Genomic DNA, 21,088 nt, shown 5'->3' with positions numbered 1-21,088 from the left:
GCCGGATGAATATAATTAGAAGCCGTTGAATTATTGGGAGTCAGCATGAGCCTTTCCACCTCTCCCCTGAGAGTCCTGATCGTCGAAGACCATGCTCTGTTAATCGATGGCATTCGCAACCTGTTGGCCAATCAGCCCCGTTACGACGTGGTGGGCGCCGTCAGCGACGGGCTGGCCGTCTACGAGGCCTGCCAAAGGCTGACACCGGACATGGTTCTGCTGGATCTTGGCCTGCCCGGCATGGACGGGATCGATGTGATCCACCAGCTCAGACGTCGCTGGGAATCGCTGCGGATCGTGGTGGTCACCGCCTCCAGCGAAGAGCGTCGGGGACGGGAGGCGCTCGCCGCAGGGGCGCTTGCCTATGTGTTGAAACAGAGCCCGCAACAGACCCTGCTCGCCGCCCTGCAGCACGCCGCCATCGGCAAGCGCTTCGTCGATCCGGCCCTCAAGCTGGAGACGCTGGAGAGCGCCCAGAGCGGTGGCGCCGAGACGCCTCTCACCCTGCGTGAACGGCAGATCCTCAAGCTGGTGGCAGAAGGAAAGCGCAACCGCGACATTGCCGAGCTGCTCTCCATCAGCCTCAAAACCGTAGAGACCCACCGCCTCAATCTGATGCGCAAGCTCGATGCCCACAACGCCGCCGAGCTGAGTAACTGGGCCCGGCGGCTGGGGTTGCTGGAGTTCTAACCCAGCTCCCCCCGCACCAGACGGCGCAGATCGTTCAAGGCAAGGGGGGGAACCTCACTCCCCTCCTCGAGGCACTCCTCCCAGTGGCGGCACGCCTCGTGCACCAGGCTCAGCCCCCCCTGTCCGGCCAATCCCTTGAGGGTATGAAGCAGATGGCGTACCGTCTGCTCCTCTCCCCTCGCCAGGGCCTCCTCCAGCGAGACTAAGTGAGTCTCGAGATCCGCCGCCAGACGCTCGCGCAGCTGCGGATCCTCGCCCAGTACCGCCCCCCCCTGGTTAAAGGCGAGCTCGACCCCTCGCTCCAACTGCAGATCGGCGGCAAACTCCAACGCCTGTGACAGCATCAGGGGGGTAACGGGTTTGGTCAGATATTCGTTAAAGCCCACCTGCTGAAGTCGCTGACGCTCCCCCGGCTGGGCATTGGCCGTCAGGGCCATGACGGGACAATCGGGATCCAGCATGCCGCTCCCCTCATCCCGCCACAGGTGCAATGTCTCCTCACCGGAAAGGCCTGGCATACGCATATCCATCAGCACCAGATCGAATACATGTTCACGCCCCAGCAGCAGGGCATCGGCACCGCTGGCTGCCAGATAGACCTGGTGACCTTGTTGACGCAGCATGCGCCCCACTATGTCCCGGTTGGTTTCCACGTCGTCGACCAGCAGGATCTGCAGTGACCAGGGGGAGGTGGGCATCTGCTCTTCGAGCAGATTGTCGAGGGGTCGCCCCTCCAGACAGTGGTGCAACCGCTCCGGCAGGTAGCACAGCTCCCTCCCCTCCAGCTCGGGATTCTCTCCCGTCTCGGGCTCATAGCCCCAGGCGAGCAGCTGAGCATGCAGGATGGCCGGGGCTATGATGGGGCCCCGGGTTTCCCGCTCGGCCAGCGCCCCCTCCCCCAAGGGTAACTCGAGGCGGAAACTGGCTCCACGGGGTACCGGCTCGAGAAAGAGATCCCCGCCGAGCAGACGAGCCAGACTGCGGGCGATGGGCAGTCCCAGCCCACTCCCCGCCTTGTGGCTATCGACCTGGTGGAAGGGGGTAAAGACATCATCACTGCGTGCCGTCGGGATCCCGGGGCCACTGTCGGTGACACGAAAACAGACCTTGCCCCCCTCGCTCCAGCCGCGCAGGCGCACCTCTCCCCCGCTGGTGAACTTGACCCCGTTGCCCAACAGGTTAATCAGGATCTGGCGCAGGCGCAGCCCATCCGTATTGAGCCGGCGGGGGAAACTCGCCTCCAGCAGACAGTGCAGACTCAGCCCCTTCTCCATGGCCGGCAGCTGGACCGTCAACATGGCTTGATCGATAAGCGGCAACGGATCGAGCGGCTCGGCCATCACCACCATCTGGCCGGATTCGATGCGCGAGAAGTCGAGCAGGTTATTGATGATCTCCAGCAAGTGCCTGGAGCACTTGAGACCGGTATCGAGCAGATCCCGCTGCTCGCCGCTGGTCTCACCCTGGCTGAGCAGGGTCAGAGCACCGATGATGCCGTTGAGGGGCGTTCGGATCTCGTGGCTGATGCTGTTGAGATGCTCACTCTTGTTGGCACTGGCCTGCTCGGCCTGACGCCGTGCCAACTCCAGTTCGGCCGTGCGCTCCGCCACCCTGGCCTCGAGCACCGCATACTGTGCCTTGACCGCCTCCAGCAAGCGGTTGTAGGTCTGGGCGATGCGCCCCAACTCATCTTCTCCCTCGACCTCCAGGGGGGGGAGCAGGGAGACAGGGACATGGGGGTTGAGCTTTCGCATCACGCCATCCAGACTGCGTCCCAGGGTTCGCTGCAGCACCAGATAGAGCAGCCCCACCAGGGTAACCAACAGCAGCAGGGCGACCGGCAGATGGCGATGCAGGGCGGCAAAGGCCGCCTCCCTGATCTGACTGCTGGGGGTAAAGAGCTGCATCTGCCAACCCACAGGTATCACCTCGCGACAGATGGCGAAGCGGCCATCCCTGTCGACCCCATCCTGGCCGAGGCACCCCTGAGGCGACACCAGATTGTGGGTGGTATAGGCGGTGATAGCCGCGCCGTCGCTCCCCAGCCAGACGATCTCCTCATCCGAGCGCCGCTCCTCGGTGCCAAAGGAGGGGGGAAGATGAACGGTGACCCCGATCAGGGCTCCGCTCGCCGGATCACGCCGGGCGGCAATCACATGCCAATCCCCATCCCGGCTGTGATAGGGGGCACTCCAGATGGTGCCCTTGTGAGCCTGTTGACGCAGCGCCCTCAACTGGGCCAGATGGCGAGGAGTATCGGTTGGCCGGCCGCTGGCACTGGAGAGCACCACACCGCCGTCGAGCAGCACGAACGTATCGACAAAATCCCCCAGCCCCCCGCTGCCATAAGCCTCGACGAAGGCCAGGGCTCGCTGGACTCGGTCCCGCTCATCGACCACCCCCTCCCCATCGGCAATATAATGCGCAGCCAGATAGTGCTCGGGCCTGGGTCCCTGGTCGCCCAATCCCTGCCAACTTCGCAGCAGAGTCGCCACATCACGCTCCACATCCAGCAGCTCCACGCTCAGCTCATAGACACTCTCCTCGACCCGGGAGATGAGCTGCCGCTGCAAGGCTCCCTTGGTCTGCTCGAAGTCCAGCAACAGGGCGACGCTGGTACTGAGTAGCCAAAACAGGGCGATGACACCGCTGAGAGTCAGGGCGAGGCGCAGTGAGAGTGACGTGCGCCAGGGCAGGCGGATCATGGTAGCTCCTTCATCGGTTGGCTGCATTCGACGAGCCTCCGGTCAGGAGGCGCCATAATTGTCCCATATCGCCGAGACCAGGGGCAGGGGTCGAGGCAGACGGTATCTCGTCGGAAGAGCCCTGTTTCAGGCTCCGGTAGTTATCGAGCACCTTCTGAACATAACGTTGGGTCTCCGGATAGGGAGGAATGCGCCCCCCGTAACGATCGACGGCCCCTTCACCGGCATTGTAACCGGCCAGGGCAAGATCGAGTCGACCGAATCGCTGCAGCAGCTCCCCCAGATAGGTGACACCGGCCTCCAGATTCTCTCTTGGCACCGTCAGGGCATGCTTGCCATAACGAGCGGCCGTGGCCGGCATCAGTTGCATCAGTCCGATGGCCCCCTTCTCCGACACCGCATCGTGGCGGTAGGCCGACTCCACGGCGACCACCGCCTGCACCAGCAGGGGATCGAGCCGGTGCTGGCCGGCCACTTCGGCGATCAGCGCCTTGTACCGGGCCGGATCCCCGGCCGGCACCGAGGCCCCGGGCGTCGCCTTCGTGACCTCGGGGATGCGACCATCGGCAGGAACCCGGACCCAGCGCAGGGGCTCGGCGCAAAGAGAGCCCGCCAGCAGGCAGAGCAGCAACCAGCACACCCTACTCCTCATCGCCTTCCTCCTCACTCTCTTCCCGCAACAGCCGCAGCACCTGGGCCACCGCCACAAAGAGCTCCTCGGGAATGAAGTCGCCCGGTTGGGTGGCGGCCACCAGCGCCCTGGCGAGCGGAATGTTTTCCACCACGGGAATGCCACGCGCCTCGGCCAGCGCCACTATGTGCAGGGCACGCTCGTCACGACCATATTCGAGGACTCTGGGGAGGGGTGTCTCCCCTTCGCAATAGCGCAGGCAGACGGCGATATGGGTCGGGTTGCGCACCACCACTGAGGCATCGGCCACCTTCTCGGCCAGGCTGCCGCTTTGCACCTCGCGATGGAGCTCACGACGCCGCTGCTTGATCTCTGGGCTCCCCTCGGCATTTTTGAACTCCTGCTTGATATCCTCTTTCGACATCATCAGCTGCTTGCGCAACTGATGATGCTGCATGGCGTAATCGGCGACGGCAAAGAGGGCGGTCAGGATCAGCAAGATGGCCCACATCCACTGGGCCATCTTGCTGCAGACCAGGATGCCGGCCACCACGCTGGCCTGGGAGAGATGGGTAAAGGAGGCGGCGTAACGCTCGATAAGGTAGCTGAAGGTCAGCGCCAGGATCCCCATCTTGAGCAGCATCTTGCCAAGTTCAAAGAGCTTGACCACAGACACCATCTGCTTGGCATTGGACAGGGGATTGATGCGCTGCCCGGAGGGCTGAATCGCCTTGGGAGCAAACAGAAAACCACTCTGCACCAGACCGGTCAGGATCAACAACACCGCCAGCAGGTCGGCCAGTCCAAAGACGAAGCGCACCACCAGCGTGGCCAACTTGCCCACCAGCACGCTCATGGCCGAGGAGAGAGAGAGATTGACCACCCCCACCGTCGAGACGATGAGATCCCCGAACGCCTGATAGAGCATGGGCCCCTCGGCCACCATCCAGAGCAGGATGACCGCGAGCTGGACCAGGGCGTTGATCTCCTGGCTCTTGGCGACCTGCCCCTCCTCACGGGCATCGCGGATCCGCTTGGCGGTGGGCTGTTCGGTCTTTTCACTCATGGCCGTGCTCCCAGTTGCAAGATCAGGCCACCGTCAAACTGTATGAAGTGATCCAGCACCCCCGAGAGGGCGAAAGGGAGCGCCATGATCAGCATCAGCAATACCATGGCACTCTTGATAGGCATGGAGAGGGTGAAGACGTTGAGCTGCTGAACCGAGCGGTTGATAAGACCCAGGGCCAGATCGATGAGCACCATCATCACCATGGCCGGCATGGCAAAGCCCAGAGCCAGGGTGTAGAGCTGGTGCCACAACTGCTCGAGCAGGGGCAAGAAACCGCTGCTCCAGTGCCATCCCTGACCCGGTTGCAGGCACGTATAAGACGCAAACAGGGCGCTGAGCAGGGCATGAAAGCCGCCCAACACCATGAAGAGCACTCCCGCCAACTGGGAGAACAGAGAACCCATGGGGGAGGACTGACCCCCCAGCAGAGGGTTGAAGACACCGGCCATGGAGGCCCCGCGCATGGTGTCGATGACAAAACCGGCCATATCCAGTGCCCAGAGCGGGATGGCCGCAGAGAACCCCAGCATCACGCCGATGCCGAGCTCTGCCGCCAGCACCAGGGCATAGTGCACAGGAGCCTGCAGCGGATTGGGCAGCACCAGGGTCGAGAGCAGGGGCAGCACCGGCAGGGTCGCCATCAGGGCCAGGGCGTTGCGGATCAAGGTTCCCCCCAGCATGGCAGGGCCAAACAGGGGGAGAATCAGCATGGCCCCGAGCGGGCGCATCATGGCCACCCCGAGCAGCGGCCACCAGTGATTGAGCTCTTCCATGCTAGCTCCCCATCTGGCCAATCAGATCCAGGGTTCTTGCCGCATACCCAAGCAGTGCCTCCCCCATCCAGTGATGGGTCAGGGCCAGGGTGATGCAGGCACACACCAGCTTGATGACGAAGGCGACGGTCTGATCCTGGATCTGGGTCAGTGCCTGCACCAGGCCAACCAGGATGCCGACCAGGGAGGCCACCAGCACCACAGGCAGTGACAACACCAGCACCAGCCAGAGCAGCTCGCCGGCCAGTTGAACGATTTGCGCCTCACCCATGATGACCTCCTCAGTGGTATGAGAGCAGCAGTTGGCCGAGCAGTCGGTCCCACCCTCCCACCAGCACGAACACCAGCAGCTTGAAGGGCATGGAGATGGTCATGGGTGAGACCATCATCATCCCCATGGCGAGCAGCACGTTGGAGACGATGAGATCGATGGCGATGAAGGGGAGAAAGAGCAGCAAGCCAATCTTGAATGCCTCGATAAGCTGGCTCACGGCGAAGGCCGGCATCAGAAGCAGCAGTGAGTCATCACTGACCTTCTCCCGTATGCTGTCAGGCCAGCTCTTGCGAGCCGCATCGCGAAAGAAACGCAACTGGGCCGGGGCCGTATGCTGGCGCAGAAAGTGGCGATAAGGGTCCAGGGTGTTGTCGGAGAGGCGCGTCAGCAACCCGGCCCCGGGCTCGGCCGGCGAGGCCGCCACCCGCTCCTGCACCGCCGTCCCCACCGGCGTCATGATAAACAGGGTCAGGATCAGCGCCAGACCGTAGAGGGCGATATTGGGGGGGATCTGCTGGATCCCGAGGGCATTGCGCAGCAAAGCAAACACCACAGAGAGTTTGAGAAACGAGGTTCCCATCACCACCAGCAGGGGCAGCAGGGAGAGGGTGGCCAGCAGGGCAATCAGCTCGGCAGGTTGTTCTGTCAGGGACATGATGGGTTCTCCGCCAGGGTATGACCCCATTGTGATCCCCGCATCCCCTCTCCCCCATAGGGTGAAGACCTGAACCAAAGCGTCCACTCACTTCAGGTCTTCACCCTATCCCCGCAAGACAGACTCCTCCTCATACTGTGACTCAATCGCCGATCTGCGGAGTCCCTATGAACCATCAAGATGCCCAGGGCAGAGTCCCCCCCCCTTCTTCCCCCCTCACCCTGCATCAGGAGTTCGAGCAACTGGCCAGACGGGCACGCCGGGGAGAGCCGATGCTGGCGCAATTGCGCGAGTTGCAAGCCCGCCTGACCCCAGCCTATGAGAGCGACGTGACCCGCTGTCGACACGCTCCAAAGTGTGTACCGGGGGAGGTGTCCTGATGGATCTGCAATGGCAACGTCAGACCGAGCTCTGGCTAAGGCTGATGGGGGCCAAGGGGCAGGCCGCGGCCCTGCGCCTCGCTCTGCCGCGGGCCGGCGAGACCCTCTATCTGGAGCAGAGCCAGGGCCGGGCCAGAGTCAGCCTGTGCCGCCCCCTCGCCCGGCAGGATAGGCAAGAGACCCTGCTGCGTCTTCTTTCTTTACTGCAACCGGATGCGGGAGCCGGCATCCCGCTGCGGGCCTGGCTTAGCGGCGCCTCCCTCTGGCTCTCGGCCTTGGCCCCCCCCGACAGCGGCGCCGAGCAGTGGGCCGAACTGGTGCGCCGCCAACGTCTGCTGCTCGATCGGGCGTCCATCACAGATCCAACAACAACGCGGTAATCACTCAACGGAAACCGAACGACACACCAAAGCACACATCCCATGCCTCCAACATCAGAGTGCTTTTCTAAAGAGAGTAACCAATTACCAAAGCCGGGATCGCAACTGGAAGTCCATCATCGGCAGTGGACATAATCTGAGAGGAAATAGAATGCAAACTCAACATATGCTCGCTCATTTTGCCAAACACATAGGTATCCCCGACGCACGCTTCGATTCAGCTGGCCTCTGCCAATTGACCATAGATGAAAAGGAAGAGATCGCTCTTCGTTATGACAGTGACGAGGTCATCACCTTGATTGGAACCATATCCACGGGGGTGGACGAAGCGCTGGATAGCAGCCTGATGCATGAATTGCTTGTTGAAGCGCTCAATCCGTTACGCCATGGTCCTGGTCTCGGTATCGAGCCAAAAACCAATAGCCTGATTCTTTATTGGAGCCTGGCGCTCACTCAAACAAGCCTGCACGATTTCTGTGATCACTTCTCACAATTTCTGGAGCTGATGAAGCACTGGCAAGCACGTCTGAACAGTTCGAAAAATGCCCCTACTACAGCCATGCCTCATGGCAACCTGGTCTGATAGGAGAGAGAATATGGAGCTTTCTATCAAAGTGAACTCCCTCCAAGAGGTTGGACACGCCGCCAGTTTTCCCGGTTTTGAAAAAATAGGCCGTTTGGACATCAATGGTTTAACCTACAGGGTTGATTATCACGACTCGCAACCCTCTGTTCGTCGTGACGCCAATCTTGGTTATCTCGATCGCATCAAAGAGTTTTGTACGACAGCATGGGAAGATAAGAGTCTGTTCTCTCATCGCACCACCAGAATTACCCAGATGTTACCGCGTGACATAGCCCTCTCGAATAAAGATGGAGGAGAGCCCATCCGCTGTGCTCTGTACGGCGGAACCAATATTCGTGGCGATATGAGTGACGCACTCTCTCATCTCGGTGTTAGCAAGGATATAAAACTTGAGACCATCGATGAATACAACAGCGCACTGGGCATCGCGTGGCCTCTCACCATAGACAGCTATTTCTCAACCCAGGAAAATGCGGCTAAAGGGCTCCTCTCCAATCACATCAAGCACAAGGAGCTGGGGGAGTTTGCCAGCGGATACCCGAGTCAGCATACACAGGATAAAAAGGTTGAGTGGCAACGGGAGAGAGTGACTCAATGGGCTGACTTTTTACATCAGAATCACGACAGAATCGATATATTAGGAAAACTGAAAAACAAAAGTGAAGATGAGATAAAATCGTTTCTCACTAAAAATGTCCCACCTTATTTATTGGAGCCAATGAGCCCACAAGAAATCACTACCCTTGCCAAGGAACTCAAGGATATTTCGGCCATGCCGTCCCCCGATGATCGGCGTGCTGCACTGGCTAACCTGGGGGATGCCTATACTGTAGAAAAAATGCTTAACACTGCTTTTTTTAGGCAAACCAGTAAGCTCGGGCTGGAGTTTTTCCAATCCACGGGAGCCAAGGTGGCATTCGCCTGGCAAGATTTTGACGGGAGGGAGGTGGAGCGCAGGGATCTGCACACCAAACCATGGAAATCAGGCATGACGAGAGCCCCTGATTACAATGAGCCAATCACCTATTCAGAGATGCGACATGTTGAGCGGCATCCTGAATTAGATGTCACCCGTTTCAAAGTGACGAAATAATGTCGAGAGGATGGTGAGGTGGCTCAGGCCACCTCACCCCTATTGCATTCACCGATTCAGGTCTTGACCCTATACCGACTCCCCACCTCCGCACGCAAGATAACCCCTGACAAGATCACGTTGTGGAGCACACCGATGAAAACGCTCAATCGCTGGTTACAGGGGATCGCCGCACGGCAGGATGTGATCCTGGCCGCCATGCTGCTGCTGGCCATCTTCATGATGATAGTGCCCCTGCCCACCCTGCTGGTGGATGTGCTGATCGCCATCAACCTCACTCTCTCGATCACCCTGCTGATGATGGCGGTCTATATCCGCGAGCCGATGGAGTTCTCTGCCTTTCCTGCCGTGTTACTCATCACCACCCTCTACCGGCTGGCCCTCACCATCAGCACCAGTCGTCTCATCTTGCTGCAACACGATGCCGGGGAGATCGTCTACACCTTCGGCAACTTCGCCGTGGGGGGAAACCTGGCGGTGGGCCTCATCGTCTTTGCCATCATCACGGTCGTGCAGTTTATCGTCATCACCAAGGGGTCAGAGCGGGTGGCCGAAGTCAGCGCCCGCTTCTCCCTCGATGGCATGCCCGGCAAGCAGATGAGTATCGACGGCGACATGCGGGCCGGCATCATCGATGCCAACGAGGCTCGCCGTCAGCGGGCCATGGTCCAGAAGGAGAGCCAACTCTACGGGGCCATGGACGGGGCGATGAAGTTCGTCAAGGGGGATGCCATCGCCTCTATCATCGTCATCCTGGTCAATATCTTCGGCGGGATCGGGGTCGGCGTCTTCATGCACGACATGAGCGCCGGCGAGGCCGCCTCGACCTATGCCATCCTCTCGGTGGGGGATGGGCTGATCGCCCAGATCCCGGCCCTGCTCATCTCCATCGCAGCCGGCATCATCGTCACCCGGGTGCCCGGGGAGCAGAGACGCAACCTGGCCAGCGAGCTCTCCGAGCAGATCCTGCGCCAGCGCCAGGCACTCTGGATCGTCTCGGCCGTGCTGGTGCTTTTTGCCTGCCTGCCCGGTTTCCCCACCCTGGTCTTTCTCTCCCTGGCCGCCCTGGTTGCCGGCATCACCTACTGGCTCAGCCGCGAGGGGGGCAACAGCGCCGCAGCAGCCCAGTTGCACGGGGATGAGGCGAGTGCCGACAGAGCCCCCCTGACCATAGGTGCCACCCCCTTGCTGCTGCGCCTGTCCCCCGATGAGGCGCGCGATGGTCAGCTGCGCCAGGCACTCTCGGCCCTGCGCCTGGACAAGCTCGAGCAACTGGGACTGCCGCTGCCCGATATCCAGCTGCAAGGGGATCCCTCTCTGGCACCCGGTCACTTCTCGCTGCTGCTCTATCAGGAGCCCATCCTCTCCCTGGCCCTGCCGCCCCTGCCACTGCTCGATCTCGCCAGTCCGGAGATAAAACAGGTGAGCCAGCGCGATCCCCTCCCCTTCGGTGGACTCACCCTGCAGTGGGTCAGTCCGGAGCAGGTCGCCACCATCTCCGGCATGGGGCTGCAGTGCCATCAGGGGCAGGCGCGGATCGTCCACCTGGTGTCGGTCGCCCTCGACCGCTACGGGGCCGAGCTTATCGGGGTGCAAGAGGCGCGCTACCTGATGGATCAGATGGAGCAGCGCTACGGGGAGCTGGTCAAGGAGCTGCAGCGCCAGCTGCCGGTGGCCCGGGTTGCCGACGTGCTGCAACGCCTGGTGGCGGAGGGGGTCTCGGTGCGCGATCTGCGGGCCATCTTCGAGGCCCTGGTGGAGTGGGCCCCACGGGAGAAAGACCCGGTCATGCTGGCGGAATATGCCCGCCTGGCCCTGCGCCGCCATATTGTCGGTCGCCAGCGCCGGGGCCAGCCCTGGGTGCGGGCCTGGCTGGTCGGCGGCCATATCGAGCAACTGATGCGCGAGTCGATTCGCCAGACATCGGCCGGCTCCTACTCGGCCCTGAGCCCGGAGGAAAATCAGGCCATCCTCGGCGAGATCCGCTCCGCACTCGCTCGCACGGGCGGTCCTGGCACCGCCCTGGTGACCGCCATCGACGTGCGCCGTTTTATCCGCAAGCTCATCGAAAAGGATCTCTTCACTACCCCGGTCCTCTCGTTTCAGGAGATCGATGACGAAGCCGAACTCAAGGTACTGGGACACATAGAGCTGATAGGAGAGACCCATGCGGCTGCCTGATTATCACCAGATCCTGGGAGCTCTGCCCCACCCCATCCTCACCTCTGCGCCCCAGGAGCGCCTGGAGGGGCGCATCCTCACGGTGGGCACCACCCTGCTGCGGGCCCATCTGCCCGGCGTCGGCCTGGGGGAACTCTGCACCCTGCCAGACGGCAGCCCTGCCGAGGTGGTGGCCCTGGAGGGGGAGCAGGCCCTGCTCTCCCCCTATCGGGAGCCCCTGGGGCTGGCCTGCGGCATGCTGGTCTCCCCCACCGGAGAGCGAGCCCGGATCGGCGTCGGCCCAGCCCTGCTCGGACGGGTCGTCGATGCCCTGGGACGCCCCGCCGATCGGCTCCCCGTCCCCGACATCGAGGGGTGGCAACCTCTCGAGGCCGAGCCCCCCGAGCCGCTGGCCCGCACCCTTATCGACACCCCTCTGCCCATGGGCGTGCGCGCCATCGATGCCACCCTGACCGTCGGGGTGGGTCAGCGCCTCGGCATCTTCGCCCCGGCCGGCTGCGGCAAGAGCACCCTGCTTGGCATGCTGGCCGCCAACAGCGATGCCGAGGTGGTGGTGCTGGCCCTCATCGGCGAGCGGGGACGCGAGGTGCGGGAGTTTCTCGAGCAGGTGATGACCCCGGCCCTGCGCGAGCGCAGCGTGGTGGTACTGGCCACCTCGGATCGCCCCGCGCTGGAGCGCCTCAAGGCGGCGGCAACCGCCACCACCATCGCCGAGTACTTTCGCGACCAGGGTCGCCGGGTGCTGCTGCTGGTGGACTCTCTGACCCGCTACGCCCGGGCCATTCGCGAAATTGCACTGGCCGCCGGTGAACCCATGGTGGGCTCGGGCTATCCCCCCAGTCTCTACGCCCGCCTGCCACGCCTGCTGGAGCGAGCCGGTCCGGCTGCGCGCGGCAGTATCACCGCCTTCTATACCGTACTGATGGAGGAGAAGGGCGATCCCCTGGCCGAAGAGGTTCGCTCCCTGCTCGACGGGCACATAGTGCTCTCCCGTCGCCTGGCCGAGGCGAACCACTATCCGGCCATCGACGTACTGGCCAGCATCAGCCGGGTGATGAACCAGGTCACGACGCGTCCCCATCGGGAGGCGGCCGGCCGTCTGCGCCACCTGCTCGCCGCCTGGCAAGAGGTGGAGCTGTTGGTCAGGGTGGGAGAGTACAAGGAGGGACAGGATCAGGAGGCGGACGATGCCATCGCCCGGCGGCCGGCCATCACGGCACTGCTCTGTCAGCGGGTCGACGAACCGACGGCCCTGCCCCAGACCCTGGTTACCCTCTCTGACGCCGTGGGGCTCCCATGCTGAGACAGTTACTCGATATCAAACGGCGACGGGAGCGAGGACTGCGCACCACACTGGCGCGGCTGGGCGAAGAACTGCAGAGCCTGCGGCTGCGCCAACAACAACTGACCAGCCGCCAGGCGGACCTGCGTCAGCAGTGGCGCCAGCTGACCCAGCAGGCCGGGTGTATGAACCAGGCGACCCTGGGCCGTCTGCGCGCCGCCCTCTGTACTCTGGAGAGCGAGGTCGAGCGGCTGGCCCACGAGCAGGATGCCCTGATCGCCGAGCAGGGACGACTGAACCAACTGCGCGCAGAGCAGGAGACCCGACTCAGGCTAAACCTGCGCGAACAGGAAAAATTACAACTGCTGGAGGAGGCTCCATGATCACACCCACCCATTGCCTGCCCACCCGTCGTCAGCAGCAAAGAGACGAAGAGCAACGCCCGCAGGAAGAGTGCGTCGAGCGCTTTCAGGCCCTGCTCGGGGATATACCGCTACCGCCCCTGCGCGCCGCCCCCCCCCATGACCCCCATAGGGCGGCCAAGGCTATGCCGGCACCGGCGCCCCGGGAGCAGGAGCCGGCTCGTGCGCGCCCCCCCCTGCCCGAGACACTGCAATTAAGGGCAGCCAGCGGTCCCCTCGCAGGCCTGATGATCAACGCAGGCTGGCAAGGGGGGCGGCTGGTAATTCGCCTGACGGCACCGTCAGCCAGTGTGGCGCAGCGCCTCTGCGGGCGAGGCAAGGGGCTGGAAGAGGCGCTCTCGTCCCTGCTCGAGATACCGGTCACCGTGGAGGTCGATCATGACAACTAGCCGCTGGGGTAGCGAGGCCCCCCTGTTTCGTCTCAGCCGGATTGGCGCCACTTCGCGCCTGGGTGAACTCGAGCTGGAGGCGGAGCTGTCACGCCCCACCGGCCCGGGCCTGCGTCTGAGCACCTGCAGCGACGGGAGTGAGCTGCACCTCTGGATCAGCGAGGCCGCCTGGTGCGCTTGGCTGGATCCCCGATTGGCCACCCCCTCACTGGCGCAGATAGAGGAGAGCCTCTACCCCCTGCTGGCCAGCTGGACCCTGGCCCCCCTCGACCAGTGGTTGCAGGCCCAGGGACTGCCGCCCCTGGCTCCGGCCACTCTCTGCCGTGCCGAGGCGCCGGCCCTGTGCTGGCGCCTTACCCTCGACAGCGAGGGGCGGCAACTCCCCCTGTGCCTGGAATCGGTCCCGCCGGCACTGCTCCACCGCTGGCTCAGCGCCCTCACCCCCAGCCCGGAGCGCATCCACGAGCTTGGCCTGCAACTGGGTTGGTGCCAGTTGCCCGAGGCGGAGCTCACCACCCTGAGCCTGGGGGACGTTCTGCCCCTGCACGGCATGGATGAGGCGCCGGATCGCTTCTGGCTCCATCCCCTGGGGGGGGCCCGGCTGCAACTGATCGACGGGCAGTCGGGGCGGGCGCTGCCCGGTAAACCGCTCTGTGCCCCGCCGCCCGGCACAATCCGACTGATGGTCGAGGTGGGCAAGATCAGCCTGGATGCCACCACCCTGGCGAGCTGGGTACCGGATCTCGAGTGCGCCGTCACGCCTCAGGCCTATCCGACACTGCGTCTGTTGCGAGGCGCCGAGCTGTGGGCCGAAGGGGAGCTGCTGCGCATGGACGACGGTTGGGCCGTGCGTCTGACCACTCAGCCATAACCTTGCCAGTCTCTCACCGACGAGCCGCCCCCTGGGCGGCTCGTCTCGTTTCTCTCCCCTGAGGACCGTTTCAGGTCTTCACCCTATGCCGCCCCGACAGCAAAGCGCCAAGAATGAGGCCATCAGACAGACCAGGAACCCACGCGTCCAAACAGCAAAGAGGGCGCAGTTTCTCGAAAGTCGCCCCCCCGGGAGGGGCCTAGCATCCCCTCCATCGGCAACCAAAAGGAGTCATATCCATGAGCCAGCAATCCACCCATCCCCTGCAACACCTGATGCAGGATCTGCAGCTTCGCCAGCACAAGCTCGGTGAGCAGATGGCCGCCTTCCAGGCCCTGCAACAAGAGATCGCCGACCTCAAGACCAAGGCTCCCCATGACCCCGAGGCACAGCAGCGTCTCGAGCGTCTCTCCCGTGCCATGCAGCAGGAGCTGCGTCCCCTGCGCGAGCAGCTGGGAGAGTGCATGGGACGACTGCAGACCCATTTCACTTCCCTTGAGGCTTCCCTCAAGCAACCCGGCAGTGGATCGCCTGCTGGCACCACAGCCAAAGCGGCCCCTTCCCTTGGGCGCCGTTTTATCTAACCCCTGATCGAGGAGATCATCATGAGCTTCGCCACTAATTTCTCTACCGCCTCTGCTGTTACTTCCTCTCCCGACTATGACGCCTACCTGGACCGCAAGTCCGGCCAGGGTGACAACCTGATGTCCGAGGGGATCAGCGTCCTCTATAAATTCATGACCCTGTTCTCGGACCTGGCCCAGGGTAAATATGACCAGATGAGCGCCAAGGCCGACCGTGCCCGGGACTCCCAACAGGCCGCCAATCAGGTCGACTCCATCATCTCCAGACTGGCCAAGGCCGATGACAAGGGAGACCTTTCCCCCGAGGTGATCCAGTACCTGCGCGATCACCATATCGCCATCACGGTGCAAAACGATGGCAAAAACTCCACCAGCGATATCGACAGCTATCTCAAGAGCATCGGCCACCCGGATGGCAAGGGGCTCGACAAGGGTCAGCTGGACGTGATCAAGGGCGCGCTCGAAACCGACTCCGGCCGCTGCTCCGACTTTGTCACCCAGGCCCAGCTCCAGATCCAGAAGACCATGCAGTCCTACAACGTCTGCGTCAGCCTCATCAACAGCATGCAGACCCTGCTGGCCGAGATGAACAAGTCCATCGCCCAGAACATCCGTTAAGAGGCCACATCATGAGCATTGCCACCCATTTTTCCAGCACTGCGGCCGTTGCCGCCAGCCCCGACTACGACGCCTACGTGGATCGCAAGGCCGGGGAGGGAGACAACCTGATGTCCGAGGGGATCAGCGTCCTCTACAAGTTCATGACCCTCTTTTCGGATCTCGCCCAGGTCCGCTACGACCAGATGAGTGCCAAGGCCGACCGCGCACGGGACTCCCAGCAGGCCGCCAACCAGGTCGATGCCATCCTCTCCAAACTGGCCAAGGCCGACGACAAGGCCGCACTGCCGCCCGACGTCGTCCAGTACCTGCGCGACCACCATATCGCCATCACGGTGCAAAACGACGGCAAGAACTCCACCAGCGATATCGATGGCTGGCTGCGTGCCCAGGTTGAGCGTACCCGTCCGGATGATTACATCCCCGGTTGCCGTGCCAGTGATGCCTTTGATCTGCCCGACTGGGCCGAGCGTGCTTCACCCGACGAGCTGCGCAACCTCCCCTTTGTTCGCGACAAGTGGCAAGGAACCGTCTGGCGCCAGGCCCTGAGTTACATCTACGACCGGGAGATGGCCAATCCGGGCCAGGTAAAACTCGACAAGGGCCAGCTGGACATGATCAAGGGGGCGCTCGAAACCGACTCCGGCCGCTGCTCCGACTTTGTCACCCAGGCTCAGCTCCAGATCCAGAAGACCATGCAGTCCTACAACGTCTGCGTCAGCCTGGTGAACAGCATGCAGACCCTGCTGGCCGAGATGAACAAGTCCATCGCCCAGAACATCCGCTAAGGAGGATGAGATGACAGAACAAGACGATCTGGCCACGGTGCGCGACTTTCTCCATCAGGGGGGGACGCTGCAGGCCTTGATCAATCTGGATCCGGTCGACCTGGACCATGTCTATGCCTACGCCTGCCAGCTGTTTGAGGCGGGGGATTATGCCGGGGCCAAGCGCTTTTACATGCTGCTCTCGCGCCTCTCCCACTGGCAATACGACTACTGGTTGGCACTGGGGCTCTGCTGTCAGCGCCTCGAGGAGCACGATCAGGCCCTCTTTTGCTTCGGTCAGGCGGGACTGCTCAGGCTCGACGATCCCAAGCCCCCTTACCTGGCCGGCCTCAGTTATCGCCAGAGTGCCCAACCGGAGCAGGCGGCCAAGGCCTTCCAGGCGGCGCTCAAGTGGTGCGCCGACAAGCCGCAACACCTCGTTATCAAGGGCGAGATCCAGCGCCAACTCTCGGCTCTGGTACAGGAGGTTCAGCCATGAACAGCATCACCGAGACCCGCTATGGCAACGCCCCGCTCGGGGTCAACCCGCAGGGGCTGGAGCCACCGACAGCCAGCCAGCCGCCGGTCGGCGCCGGCGCCCTCGATCCCCTGGCACCACCGCTTCCCAAGCGGGAGCATGGCCGTGGTGACCCCCTCAATGCGCCACCGCCTCCCCGCCAGCCGGTGACCCTGCGCCTGGCCGAAGGAGCACTGAACCGCATCCTGGAGGCCTTTGGTCCCCGGGTCGATGGCAAACCCATCACCCTGGCCGATATCGAGCGCACGCCGATGGAGGCGATGAGCCTGGCGGCGGCACTGCTGGGGGTGAAATCCCTCGGTGACAACGCCAACCTCAAGTCCCTGGCGCTGGAGATCCGCACCCAGGGGGCCGAGAACCTGCGCCTGCGCCAAAACGAGGACCTGCGCAAGCAGGTCGACAAGGCCATAGAGGATCAACAGAAGGCGCACAAGGCCGGCATCTTCTCCGCCATCGTCGACTGGATTGTCTCGGTCGCCGAGGTGATCAGCGGTGTCGCCAAGCTGGTCGTCGGCGACTACGCCGGGGGAGCCATGGATCTGGCGGCCGGCTGCGCCGGTCTGGTCAAGGCGGCGTGCGAGACCCTGGCCCTCATCGATACCGCCAACGCCGACAAGTACAAGGCGATCGCCGATGTGGCCGGCAAGGTTCAACTCGCCTTCGAGATCGCCGGCATGATGGTGGATCTGGTGAGCGTCGGCCGTGGCGTCATGGCCGCCAAGTCAATAGCCAAGACCTCGGAGACGGTGATGGGGGGCGCCGCGGGACAAGCCGTCCACACGGCCGTCGCCCAGGGCAGCGAGGCCGCCGTCAAGACCGCCGCCGCCGAAGTGGGCAAGCAGGTGGCAGAGCAGGTCTCCGAGCAGGTGGCCAAGAACATCGCCGAGCAGACCACCCGTTTCCTGGGACAGGGACACCTGCTGGAGGCCTTTAGCAAACAGGCCATCGAACAGATGGTCACCAAGGCTGTCGAGACCGCCGCCAAGAAGGCGATGGAGTCGGGCGCCAAAGCCACGGCCGAGGAGCTCACCAAACAGGTGGTCAAGGAGGTGCAGCGGGCCGTGATTCACGCCGCCGTCTCCGCCAGCCTCAAGAGTGCCCCCAATATCGCCAAGGCCGTCACCCGCGCCAGTGTGCAAGGTGCCAATGGAGTATTCCAGGGCGAGATCGCCAAGGAGCGGGCCGAGCTGCAGAAGATAGTGCAGGAGCTGATCAACGAGAGCAGTTTCATGCAGTTCATGCTCGACGAGTTCGAAAAAATCAAGAAACGGGCCAAAGAGGATATCGGCAACCTGATGGACGGAGCCGGCAAGGCCCTCTCTGCCGGATCCGATGCCCAGCTCAAGACCGGCGCCATGCTCAGCAGCATTGCCGCCAATATCGCCTGAGACAAAGGAGAGTAACATGAACACCATCGATAACAGCACCAGCGCCGTCGGCTCTCTGAGCACCCTGACCTCCACCCCCGGGGATCAGGGGGGGGATGCCATCGGCCAACTCAACGAGCTGATGGTTCAGCTGGGGCAACTCTTTGGCAAGCTGCGCGACGTCTTGCGCCAGTACCAGCAGACCCAACAAAACAACGCCTTCCAGATGCAGAAGACCTCGTTCAATACCCGACTCGATGCCATCGAGAAAGACTTTGATGCCAAGCAATCCCAGGCCATCGCCCAGATTGTCGGCGGTGTTGCCCAGGGGGTGTTTGGGGCTCTGAGTGCCAAGTCCGAGGGGTTGAGTGGCATCGGTGGGGTCGGTCACGGGATCGACAGCATCGCCCAGGGGATTGCCGGCGTCAGCTTTGGTAATCAGGCCAGCCGCGAGGCCCAGGAGGGGCAGGCCCTGGCCGACTACCAGCATGGTCTGGCCGAGCAGCAACTCAAGCGCGCCGACGAGACACTGGACAAGGCGCTTAAGGTCTCCAGCGACCTGCGCGAGATCCTGACGACCCTGACCCAGGCCCATGAGCGCCTCTCCAGCAGCGTGCGCATGTCCTAAGGGAGAGAAGAAGATGGATGATGTCACCCGCTTTATGCAGACCCAGGGGCTGCACCCGGCCCCGGAGCACTTCCTCGGCAGCGACTTTCTGGCCGGGCAACGGATCGAGACGCCCCGCTTCCAGCTGGTCTACCGCCAGGAAGGTGAGCGTCTCATCCTGTGCGACTTTGCCGCCCGCGAGAGCGACGGCCAGGCCGTGCTGGCCCTGATGACCCTGCTGCGCCGCCTGACTCGTTCGGTGCCACTCCTGCGCTATATCGACGCCATGATCCTGCCGGCCTCCCACGATCGGCAACTCGATCTGGCCCGGCGACGCCTGAGTGAACTGATGCTGGCCGAGGGGGCGCAACCGGTGCGACTGGACGACGAGCTATGGCTGCGCTACCGCTGTCATTGAGCCGCCGCCCCCTCTACCCGGACACCCTGGTGGAAGCGGACTACCCGGCCTATCGGGCGCTCTACGCCGACCCCAGGGTTGCCCTGCTCACCGGGCTCCCCGCCCGGATGGAGGAGAGCGCAGCCCGGCGCTGGTTCGACAACGCCTTGGCCCTTCCCGCCGGGCAGGGCCGGATCAGTGCCCTGCGCCAGGAGGGGGAGAGCGCCCTGTGCGGTGTCGTGCGTCTGACCGACTGGGAGCAAGGGGCTGGCATCATCACCCTGGGCTATGCCCTCTCCCCACGCCTGTGGGGAGAGGGGCTGATGCAAAACTGCCTCTCAGGCCTGCTGCCATCCCTGTTTGCCGGTGCCCTGGGCCATCCCCTGCACCGGGTCCAAAGCTGGGTTCAGGCCGACAACCACCGCTCTCGGCGCCTGCTCGAGCGGCTCGGTTTTCGCCATGAGGGGACCTTGCGCGGGCTGTTTCGTAATGAGCAAGGTCACCATGACATCTGTGCCTATGGCCTCTTGTGCGATGACCCGACTCAGAGAGTGCCAGGCGAACACTGGTTACTGACCCAAGGAGCCATCGATGAATACCGATATTGATCAGCAGCTCGCAAACATGGGGATCCACACCCGCTTCGAACACAGTGGCGTCGAAACCCTGACCCTGGAACGGGACGATGGCACCACCTATCTCGTCACCGTGCTGAGGGATCCCGACGGGATGAGGCTTCACCTGACGGTGCGCTGTAGTCAGCCGCTGCCCGATGTGCTGACTCGCCCCCTCTTTGTGCATCTGGCTCATCAGGCCCTCGAGCCGATGCGTGGCGGTGATGGCATCGGCATCTATCCCGACAGCGATCGCCTGACCCTCTACCGGACGCGAGATCTTCGCACGCCCATCCTGTTAGCCGACGAGATGGCCTCCATGCTTGATCTCGCCGAGCAGTGGGACTCGCGGTTGCTCGAGGCGACAAGCATCCCTCTCGCGCCCAACCAAAGCCCCTTTATTCATGGCCTGATGGCTTAACCCTTTTACTGACAACCGAGAGGTGCATCATGGAGTCTCTTTCCCAATCAGCACGTGCCCAACTGAGCCAACAGCTCGCAACACTGCAACACCAGCAGATGCCCGCCACCTTTACCCTTGGCGCCAAGGGTAACAACGGTTTTTCACACACCTATAACGTCACCATCAGTCAGGGTGCGGATGCGCAGTATCACGCAGACGTCAGCCGCAACTATCTGTTCGGTAAAGGCTCTAGTGACGGCAAGACCTCCCGGGCGCTGGCCACCTACATCCAAAGCCAGTTGCCCCAACCACAGCGCCAACAACCCCTGTCGCCGCCCGCCCTGCAGCAGGTTCAGCCCCTCCAACCCAACCCGCAGACGCAGCGGCAACAGACCTTTGACCAGATCTTTCCCCCTCTGCCACCCCGTAGTGACGATGAGGAGCGCGCCCTGAGAGATGCCCGCTACCAAAGAGACAAACATCAGGCTGCCTTTGTGGCGATACAACCGGGCCCCCCAACCGCCAACCCTGACAACAAGGCCATCGCCGATGCCGTCAACCGTCTCACATCAGGCTTCGTCAAGAGTGATTACCACAGGGAGGGGATCAAACAACTGGGCATCCTCTTGGACAACCTCTCCCGACAGGGATACGACATCAGCAACCACGCTCTGCAAGACGCCGTGTTTGGTGTACACGCGGCCTACCACAGTGCCGGTTATGACTCCATTAACAGCGTCTATCAGACGCTCCTGAAATAACGCGGCCAAAGGCGTAAACCAGAAAGAAAACGCCATTTTGCCAAAAGGGTG

26 protein-coding genes are annotated in these 21,088 nt (G+C 62.8%); 20 read left to right on the top strand and 6 right to left on the bottom strand.

Annotated features, from left to right (window positions below):
• Nucleotides 1-45 precede the first annotated feature (45 nt).
• On the top strand, nucleotides 46-690 hold the full coding sequence (locus tag BN1133_RS13955) for a two component system response regulator (RefSeq protein WP_021229273.1): 645 nt from the start codon (nucleotides 46-48) through the stop codon (nucleotides 688-690).
• On the opposite strand, the gene BN1133_RS13950 is transcribed toward BN1133_RS13955, so the two are convergent.
• Genes BN1133_RS13950 through sctR form a run of 6 tightly spaced genes read right to left on the bottom strand, consistent with a single transcriptional unit; the run spans nucleotide 687 to nucleotide 6,797 of the window.
• Nucleotides 687-3,395, bottom strand: coding sequence for a two component system sensor kinase (locus BN1133_RS13950; RefSeq protein ID WP_050667102.1), 2,709 nt, complete (start codon nucleotides 3,393-3,395; stop codon nucleotides 687-689). The genes BN1133_RS13955 and BN1133_RS13950 overlap by 4 nt on opposite strands.
• Nucleotides 3,396-3,405: 10 nt before the next feature.
• Nucleotides 3,406-4,047, bottom strand: a complete 642-nt coding sequence (locus BN1133_RS13945) for a lytic transglycosylase domain-containing protein (protein ID WP_031227429.1) — start codon at nucleotides 4,045-4,047, stop codon at nucleotides 3,406-3,408.
• Nucleotides 4,037-5,092: an EscU/YscU/HrcU family type III secretion system export apparatus switch protein gene (locus tag BN1133_RS13940; RefSeq protein WP_050667101.1), complete on the bottom strand. Its 1,056-nt coding sequence runs from the start codon at nucleotides 5,090-5,092 to the stop codon at nucleotides 4,037-4,039. Before BN1133_RS13940 ends, BN1133_RS13945 begins: the two co-directional genes overlap by 11 nt.
• Entirely contained in the window at nucleotides 5,089-5,868 is a 780-nt protein-coding gene (gene sctT, locus BN1133_RS13935) for a type III secretion system export apparatus subunit SctT (RefSeq protein ID WP_050667100.1), read from the bottom strand. The genes BN1133_RS13940 and sctT overlap by 4 nt, the downstream gene beginning before the upstream one ends.
• Before the next feature lies 1 nt (nucleotide 5,869).
• The gene (sctS, locus tag BN1133_RS13930) at nucleotides 5,870-6,139 is read right to left on the bottom strand and encodes a type III secretion system export apparatus subunit SctS (RefSeq protein WP_005356828.1); all 270 of its coding nucleotides are present in this window, start codon (nucleotides 6,137-6,139) and stop codon (nucleotides 5,870-5,872) included.
• A gap of 10 nt (nucleotides 6,140-6,149) precedes the next feature.
• Nucleotides 6,150-6,797 carry a type III secretion system export apparatus subunit SctR gene (sctR, locus tag BN1133_RS13925; RefSeq protein ID WP_021229279.1) on the bottom strand — a complete coding sequence of 216 codons (648 nt, stop codon included), beginning with the start codon at nucleotides 6,795-6,797 and terminating at the stop codon, nucleotides 6,150-6,152.
• 167 nt (nucleotides 6,798-6,964) lie between these two features.
• On the opposite strand from sctR, the gene BN1133_RS13920 reads away from it, so the two are divergent.
• The 19 genes from BN1133_RS13920 (at nucleotide 6,965) to BN1133_RS13830 (ending at nucleotide 21,037) form a co-directional block, all read left to right on the top strand.
• Complete coding sequence (locus BN1133_RS13920) at nucleotides 6,965-7,177, top strand: hypothetical protein (protein WP_050667099.1); 213 nt, start codon at nucleotides 6,965-6,967, stop codon at nucleotides 7,175-7,177.
• On the top strand, nucleotides 7,177-7,557 hold the full coding sequence (locus BN1133_RS13915; protein ID WP_050667098.1) for a hypothetical protein: 381 nt from the start codon (nucleotides 7,177-7,179) through the stop codon (nucleotides 7,555-7,557). The genes BN1133_RS13920 and BN1133_RS13915 overlap by 1 nt, the downstream gene beginning before the upstream one ends.
• Nucleotides 7,558-7,708: 151 nt before the next feature.
• Nucleotides 7,709-8,140: a type III secretion system chaperone gene (locus tag BN1133_RS13910; protein ID WP_021229281.1), complete on the top strand. Its 432-nt coding sequence runs from the start codon at nucleotides 7,709-7,711 to the stop codon at nucleotides 8,138-8,140.
• A 13-nt stretch (nucleotides 8,141-8,153) separates the two neighbouring features.
• Entirely contained in the window at nucleotides 8,154-9,236 is a 1,083-nt protein-coding gene (locus BN1133_RS13905) for a hypothetical protein (RefSeq protein WP_050667097.1), read from the top strand.
• A 135-nt stretch (nucleotides 9,237-9,371) separates the two neighbouring features.
• A complete protein-coding gene (locus BN1133_RS13900; protein WP_050667096.1) occupies nucleotides 9,372-11,417 on the top strand; it encodes an EscV/YscV/HrcV family type III secretion system export apparatus protein in 2,046 nt (681 codons plus the stop codon).
• Entirely contained in the window at nucleotides 11,404-12,720 is a 1,317-nt protein-coding gene (locus BN1133_RS13895; protein ID WP_050667095.1) for a FliI/YscN family ATPase, read from the top strand. The genes BN1133_RS13900 and BN1133_RS13895 overlap by 14 nt, the downstream gene beginning before the upstream one ends.
• Nucleotides 12,714-13,082, top strand: coding sequence for a hypothetical protein (locus BN1133_RS13890; protein WP_050667094.1), 369 nt, complete (start codon nucleotides 12,714-12,716; stop codon nucleotides 13,080-13,082). Before BN1133_RS13895 ends, BN1133_RS13890 begins: the two co-directional genes overlap by 7 nt.
• Nucleotides 13,079-13,510 (top strand): hypothetical protein, encoded by a 432-nt coding sequence (locus BN1133_RS13885; protein ID WP_050667093.1) that lies wholly within the window; start codon nucleotides 13,079-13,081, stop codon nucleotides 13,508-13,510. The genes BN1133_RS13890 and BN1133_RS13885 overlap by 4 nt, the downstream gene beginning before the upstream one ends.
• A complete protein-coding gene (locus tag BN1133_RS13880; protein ID WP_050667092.1) occupies nucleotides 13,500-14,381 on the top strand; it encodes a hypothetical protein in 882 nt (293 codons plus the stop codon). The genes BN1133_RS13885 and BN1133_RS13880 overlap by 11 nt, the downstream gene beginning before the upstream one ends.
• A 239-nt stretch (nucleotides 14,382-14,620) precedes the next feature.
• The gene (locus tag BN1133_RS13875; RefSeq protein ID WP_021229288.1) at nucleotides 14,621-14,965 is read left to right on the top strand and encodes a hypothetical protein; all 345 of its coding nucleotides are present in this window, start codon (nucleotides 14,621-14,623) and stop codon (nucleotides 14,963-14,965) included.
• 21 nt (nucleotides 14,966-14,986) lie between these two features.
• Complete coding sequence (sseB, locus tag BN1133_RS13870; protein WP_021229289.1) at nucleotides 14,987-15,583, top strand: type III secretion system translocon protein SseB; 597 nt, start codon at nucleotides 14,987-14,989, stop codon at nucleotides 15,581-15,583.
• Between the two features lie 11 nt (nucleotides 15,584-15,594).
• On the top strand, nucleotides 15,595-16,371 hold the full coding sequence (locus tag BN1133_RS13865; protein ID WP_050667091.1) for a secretion protein EspA: 777 nt from the start codon (nucleotides 15,595-15,597) through the stop codon (nucleotides 16,369-16,371).
• 10 nt (nucleotides 16,372-16,381) lie between these two features.
• Nucleotides 16,382-16,849 (top strand): SycD/LcrH family type III secretion system chaperone, encoded by a 468-nt coding sequence (locus BN1133_RS13860; RefSeq protein WP_019840876.1) that lies wholly within the window; start codon nucleotides 16,382-16,384, stop codon nucleotides 16,847-16,849.
• Nucleotides 16,846-18,276, top strand: a complete 1,431-nt coding sequence (locus BN1133_RS13855) for a type III secretion system translocon protein (protein WP_050667090.1) — start codon at nucleotides 16,846-16,848, stop codon at nucleotides 18,274-18,276. The genes BN1133_RS13860 and BN1133_RS13855 overlap by 4 nt, the downstream gene beginning before the upstream one ends.
• A gap of 16 nt (nucleotides 18,277-18,292) precedes the next feature.
• The gene (sseD, locus tag BN1133_RS13850; protein ID WP_005356779.1) at nucleotides 18,293-18,883 is read left to right on the top strand and encodes a type III secretion system translocon protein SseD; all 591 of its coding nucleotides are present in this window, start codon (nucleotides 18,293-18,295) and stop codon (nucleotides 18,881-18,883) included.
• Between the two features lie 13 nt (nucleotides 18,884-18,896).
• On the top strand, nucleotides 18,897-19,280 hold the full coding sequence (sseE, locus tag BN1133_RS13845; RefSeq protein WP_019840879.1) for a type III secretion system effector protein SseE: 384 nt from the start codon (nucleotides 18,897-18,899) through the stop codon (nucleotides 19,278-19,280).
• On the top strand, nucleotides 19,256-19,867 hold the full coding sequence (locus BN1133_RS13840) for a GNAT family N-acetyltransferase (protein ID WP_082178013.1): 612 nt from the start codon (nucleotides 19,256-19,258) through the stop codon (nucleotides 19,865-19,867). Before sseE ends, BN1133_RS13840 begins: the two co-directional genes overlap by 25 nt.
• Complete coding sequence (locus tag BN1133_RS13835) at nucleotides 19,851-20,294, top strand: CesT family type III secretion system chaperone (protein ID WP_050667088.1); 444 nt, start codon at nucleotides 19,851-19,853, stop codon at nucleotides 20,292-20,294. The genes BN1133_RS13840 and BN1133_RS13835 overlap by 17 nt, the downstream gene beginning before the upstream one ends.
• 29 nt (nucleotides 20,295-20,323) lie before the next feature.
• The gene (locus BN1133_RS13830; protein WP_231686275.1) at nucleotides 20,324-21,037 is read left to right on the top strand and encodes a hypothetical protein; all 714 of its coding nucleotides are present in this window, start codon (nucleotides 20,324-20,326) and stop codon (nucleotides 21,035-21,037) included.
• Nucleotides 21,038-21,088: the final 51 nt, after the last annotated feature.

Source organism: Aeromonas schubertii, from assembly GCF_000820105.1.
In the GTDB taxonomy this organism is placed as follows: Bacteria; Pseudomonadota; Gammaproteobacteria; order Enterobacterales; family Aeromonadaceae; genus Aeromonas; species Aeromonas schubertii.
This window is presented reverse-complemented; position numbering and strand designations above follow the sequence as displayed.